General features: G+C 51.6%; 10 protein-coding genes. All 10 read right to left on the reverse strand.

The features are described 5' to 3' along the window. Positions 1 to 65: 65 nt before the first annotated feature. Genes ACPLJI_RS08840 through ACPLJI_RS08885 form a run of 10 tightly spaced genes read right to left on the reverse strand, consistent with a single transcriptional unit; the run spans position 66 to position 4,555 of the window. Positions 66 to 446, reverse strand: a complete 381-nt coding sequence (locus tag ACPLJI_RS08840) for a DUF1959 family protein (RefSeq protein ID WP_424741258.1) — start codon at positions 444 to 446, stop codon at positions 66 to 68. 2 nt (positions 447 to 448) lie between these two features. Next, positions 449 to 775: an energy-converting hydrogenase subunit EhaL family protein gene (locus ACPLJI_RS08845; protein ID WP_424730320.1), complete on the reverse strand. Its 327-nt coding sequence runs from the start codon at positions 773 to 775 to the stop codon at positions 449 to 451. 12 nt (positions 776 to 787) lie between these two features. Then, positions 788 to 1,039 carry a hypothetical protein gene (locus tag ACPLJI_RS08850; protein WP_013295613.1) on the reverse strand — a complete coding sequence of 84 codons (252 nt, stop codon included), beginning with the start codon at positions 1,037 to 1,039 and terminating at the stop codon, positions 788 to 790. Positions 1,040 to 1,062: 23 nt separating this feature from the next. After that, positions 1,063 to 1,926, reverse strand: coding sequence for a respiratory chain complex I subunit 1 family protein (locus ACPLJI_RS08855; protein ID WP_013295612.1), 864 nt, complete (start codon positions 1,924 to 1,926; stop codon positions 1,063 to 1,065). 31 nt (positions 1,927 to 1,957) lie between these two features. After that, positions 1,958 to 2,173 carry a DUF788 domain-containing protein gene (locus ACPLJI_RS08860; RefSeq protein ID WP_424730646.1) on the reverse strand — a complete coding sequence of 72 codons (216 nt, stop codon included), beginning with the start codon at positions 2,171 to 2,173 and terminating at the stop codon, positions 1,958 to 1,960. Positions 2,174 to 2,183: 10 nt separating this feature from the next. Continuing rightward, a complete protein-coding gene (locus ACPLJI_RS08865; protein ID WP_013295610.1) occupies positions 2,184 to 2,855 on the reverse strand; it encodes a proton-conducting transporter membrane subunit in 672 nt (223 codons plus the stop codon). Continuing rightward, positions 2,855 to 3,517 carry an EhaG family protein gene (locus tag ACPLJI_RS08870; protein WP_147670889.1) on the reverse strand — a complete coding sequence of 221 codons (663 nt, stop codon included), beginning with the start codon at positions 3,515 to 3,517 and terminating at the stop codon, positions 2,855 to 2,857. The genes ACPLJI_RS08865 and ACPLJI_RS08870 overlap by 1 nt, the downstream gene beginning before the upstream one ends. Beyond that, positions 3,514 to 3,993 (reverse strand): EhaF family protein, encoded by a 480-nt coding sequence (locus ACPLJI_RS08875; RefSeq protein ID WP_424730645.1) that lies wholly within the window; start codon positions 3,991 to 3,993, stop codon positions 3,514 to 3,516. The genes ACPLJI_RS08870 and ACPLJI_RS08875 overlap by 4 nt, the downstream gene beginning before the upstream one ends. Next, positions 3,990 to 4,250 (reverse strand): EhaE family protein, encoded by a 261-nt coding sequence (locus ACPLJI_RS08880; protein WP_013295607.1) that lies wholly within the window; start codon positions 4,248 to 4,250, stop codon positions 3,990 to 3,992. The genes ACPLJI_RS08875 and ACPLJI_RS08880 overlap by 4 nt, the downstream gene beginning before the upstream one ends. 32 nt (positions 4,251 to 4,282) lie before the next feature. Then, the gene (locus tag ACPLJI_RS08885) at positions 4,283 to 4,555 is read right to left on the reverse strand and encodes a DUF2108 domain-containing protein (RefSeq protein ID WP_147670891.1); all 273 of its coding nucleotides are present in this window, start codon (positions 4,553 to 4,555) and stop codon (positions 4,283 to 4,285) included. Positions 4,556 to 4,601 lie beyond the last annotated feature (46 nt).

Here is a 4,601-nt window from a genome sequence, read left to right on the forward strand (position 1 = left end):
ATGATCAATCTTAAGCTTAAGAACATCCAACATTTCTTTACCTCTACATCCACTCATGATCAATCTTAAGACCGGAGTATCTCATGGAGCCTCCTCTTCCCCTCAGCAAGGGCATCTCCGTATTCGGCTCCATCCAGGATCATCCCTGTTATCTCATCCTTGAGTGCCTCTGCATCCCCAGCATCCACGATTTCCATCACATCAACGAACCAGCAGAGCTGGAGGTCACTGTGCAGCTTCTCCTTTATGCACCTTGGCCTTGCAGACTCGAATCTGGGGTGGAGGGCCTCAAGGCTGGACATGTCCAGTTTATCCATGAGTATCTCCTGGAACTCCTCCAGATCAATTTCAAGTTCCCTGGAGAGTGGTTTCACAACATCCTCCTGCCACCGGTAACTTTCAATTATCCTCCTCTTCATGAGCCTCATGAGTTCTCCTTCATCCATAACTACCACCCCGGGGTCCCGGCCAGGAGCCATATGATAAAAGCCACCGCAGCCCCCAGGACCGTCTCGTATCTACCATACCCTGGCCTCATACCGGCAACCAGGGCGACCATGAAGAACCCCCCGGTCCTTAAAAGAGGGGTGAAGGGTGCCAGGGCCGCATTCACAAGCACCGCCCACCCCACGAGGGCTACTATAAGTGCCAGTGGGTCTATTTTTTCCTCCACAAATGGCTCCCTGTACTTCCGGTAGCTTAAGAGTAAACCGGTTACCGAGCCAGCGATAAAGGAAACCGTGTATACAAGGTATATTCCATACAATATTATCACCAGTGAATTTGATTATACCGGTCTGTAGAGGACCAGGAATGAAATTATGAAGAGTGCCAGTACCGCGAAGAACGCAGCCCTTTCAAGTTCCTCTGAGAGTTCAGAGACCCTTTCACTGCCCGCCATGAGCAGTAGAACCATGAATATGGCTGCAAGGAATGTGACCGGTATTACAGATATCCTCTGCATGATGGCTGCAAGCAGGCTCACGATTATTACTCCGCCCGCAACAAGTGCCGTGAGTACCGTTAGACCTTTCTCCATTAAATCCCCTCTCTAAATTACTATCACATTACAAGCATAAGAATGATGGACCCTGCTATACCGGCGAATGCCAGGATAACCTGTATGGCCACAGAGTGGTTGGGGTTCAGCATTGGTGTTGTTGCGTTTATGAATGCCGTTACCGCCGTGATAATCACCATTCCCAGGATGTATAGCGGCAGGCTCAGGCCGCCTATGAATACCGTGAGGAATATCCAGAGGAGCATGTACCATGCAATGGACTCTGAGATCATCAGGTAGCCCCTGAGGACCCCGAAGTGCTCTGTCTCATACCCGGATATTATGTCCTTACCCTTGGTTATGGAAAATGGTGAGTACGGTGCCTTTGAGAGTATGAGGACAAAGAACATCATGGCCGCCAGGGGGAGCTTAAGTATGAGTGGCCCGTGGATGCTCTGGTAGCCTATGATGTCGGATATCATCATCGTCCTGGTCTGCAGGTATATGATGGCGAGCACCGCAAAGAGTGGCAGTTCGGCTGCAGCAGAGAAAACCGCACGGACACAGCTGAGCTTACCATACGGTGAACCGGATGATGATCCTGCGTTGTGCTCAACGATCTTGTGGAGGGCGTATATCCCGAAGAAGAGCAGGAGTGAGCCCTCAAGAACAGGCCCCACGATAACCGCGCTAATCCAGATACCACAGAGTGTCGCCGCTATAGCCACATAGAATGGCATGGCAGCCGTCCTGGGGAACGATGACTCCTTTATGTAGAACTTAAGGGTGTGGAGGAGGTGCTGTATAACAGGGGGTCCTGGCCTCCTCTGTATCCTCGCCATCACCTTCCTCTGGAACCCCAGCAGCAGGCTCCCCACCAGAAATGCTATTGTAACGTTAACTATGATGTTTCCCATCAGATTCATTTCATCACCGCAAAGTATGGTTCCATGATCATCAGTACCCTATGAATGGTTCGTTAACCCTCTCGTCAGCCTCATCCTTCTCTGGTGTCGCCATGGAGAGTATCCCCACCGAGAGTATGAAGACCGGGATGAGGAATATGGCCACGCCATACACCACCCACGCCGGTGGGTTGAAGAGGAGGGCATAGATTATCCCGGTTGCTGATAGTATCAGGGCAGTAAGGCTTCCTGCTTTAAGTTTATTCATGATCTCACCTTCAGAGTGCAACTATCAGTAAAACCTCAATGGCCCTCACAATCACCAGGAGGGAGCTGAGGTGTATTATGAGTATGAAGGGTGAGCCGGGTGTCCGGAACATCTCGGCCTTGGTTGCATAGAACGGTGCAACACCGGTCTCACCTATAACCCCCATCAGAAGGAGGATGGTTGCAAAGCTTATCATGGGGTTCCCCCCGATATGGGATAGCTCAAGGAGACTCAGTGTACCTGATGAGCCCAGCACCATGGCCGCGCCCCCGAAGAGGGGAAGTGAAGCCATCATGGCTATGAGTCCATACTGGAAGGCCGCATCAAGCACATCCACCTGTCTCACCGCTGAGACTATACCGATGTTAACTATTCCTATGAGTGCCACAAAGAGTGTGAAGTTGAACAGGTCACCTGTAACCATCGCGCCTGCAGTTGCAAGTCCACAGACTATTGCAAGGAACCTCCTGATCCTGAACTCGGCTGTGTCAACCTCAACCCTCCGGTTACCCAGTGACCCGAACTCTGTCTCAACCTGGGTCTCTGTCCGGCTTATGGCTATGAGGAACGTGAATATGAGTACAGATGCGAACATGAACAGGTTGAATGGTGTGAGGTAGAGCACTATGTCCCCGAAGGGTATCTGACCCAGTAGCTCACCACCAAGGGACGCTATATCCATCATTCATCACCCCCTGCTTCCCTGATCTCCTCCCTTGCAAGGACCCCGATGAGGCCCATCTTGCTGGCCACCTTGATCAGTATACCGCAACCTGAAAGGAACAGGGCCGGGAGCCAGAGCTGTGGTGCTGTGAAGAATATCAGGAAACCTGCAAGCCATAGGCACCAGGTTATACCTGAGACACCCGCTATACCATTCCATTCAGCCACCGGCAGGCCACGGGCCTTCCTGGTTGCAGCGTAGAACAGAACACCTGCACCTGCAACCGCACCCCCTGTGAAACCTGTGAGGAACACGCCGTAGGCTATGAGTACAAGTGCCAGGAAGTTGGGGGCTGTCCTGAAGACCTCGAGTTCCATCGGGACGTGTTCAATCTCCTCCACCTCGCCACGGATCCTCATCTCCCTTGAAATGAGTATCTCCGAGATGGCCATTATCTCGGCCAGTTCAACCACCAGCCCGGGGAGTATGAGGGCCTCTGCAAGGTCGGTTCCGACCGCTGCAACGATCACAAGCATTGCTATTCCCACTATATCGGTGATTATGAGTGCGCTGAGGTCATTCTTCTGGAATGATATCCCAAGGAGCGCTATGAATCCCGCTACAAGTCCCGTGTAGACAGCCGGGACGAAGAGTGAAACTGTGAATTCAGGTACCATCATGGTTTACGCCTCCTCACAGTGAAGTTAAGGGCGACCCATGATGCTATGGTGAATGCCATCATGAGTATGCTTGACTCAAGGACCGTGTCAAGACCCCTTGTGTAGTACAGTATCTCATCTATGAGACCCCCCGGGGATGAGTATATTGAGGTTCCGAAGTAGTAGGTAAGGCCCTTGACCGCTATCGCTATCGGTGACAGGTAAGCTGTGATCTTACCCAGGTTAACCTCAAACTGGGGGTACTGGGACTTCACGTTGCCTGGTTCCTCAAGTGGAACCCCACCACGGTCGTAGGGTGCCAGGGGATCCTTGCTGTTAATCTGTTCCTGTGGGAGTGGCCTCGGGTAGAGCTGGTTCTCATTCAGTGTTAATGGTACCAGGAAACCCACAAGGAGCACGAGTCCAAGTGAGAATGCGAATAGACGCGGTATCCTCTTGGGGTTTGCCAGTTCGTTGAGGATTCTTCCAAGGCTCATACTTCTACCCCCATCTCCTCGAGCCTTATAACGGCCCTGAGCAGTACCAGTGTCATGATTGTGGTGGCCGCGATGAAGGTGAGGAGTGCAAGTGTGTGGTTGTAGGTGAGGAATATCAGTGAAACACCAACCGCCGGTATCTCGGTGTTCAGTATCCTGACGATAGGGTCCCTTACACCGGGACCTGCGACGGTTGCAATGGAACCTATTATTACAAGTGCGGCCCCTGCATAGAACCATATCTGGGTTTCAAGCAACTTTCCCACCTCTCGAAGATGATACATAAACATCAGACAAGATCCTCACCCCTCGCTGTCCTCACATCATTTATTCTCATAACAGCCATGAGCAGTATCACAGTGGATATGGGATCAAAAAGGGCCGCTGCCGTGGCCACGTCAAGGTATCTGGCCGCTGCGAGGACCATCACAAAGCCCCCCTGGAGCAGAGAGAACATTATTATCTTATCAAGGGGCCTTTGAAGGAGTATGATGCCCGCGGCACCTGTGAATATAACGAAAATTCCTGTGTTTGTAAGGTTAATGAGGTCAAGCGGATTCATAACCATCACCAGCCAAAATCTTTACCTAATCCCCTAATGAGGTCAA

The organism is Methanothermobacter sp. (genome assembly GCF_049720995.1).
Taxonomy (GTDB): Archaea; Methanobacteriota; Methanobacteria; order Methanobacteriales; family Methanothermobacteraceae; genus Methanothermobacter.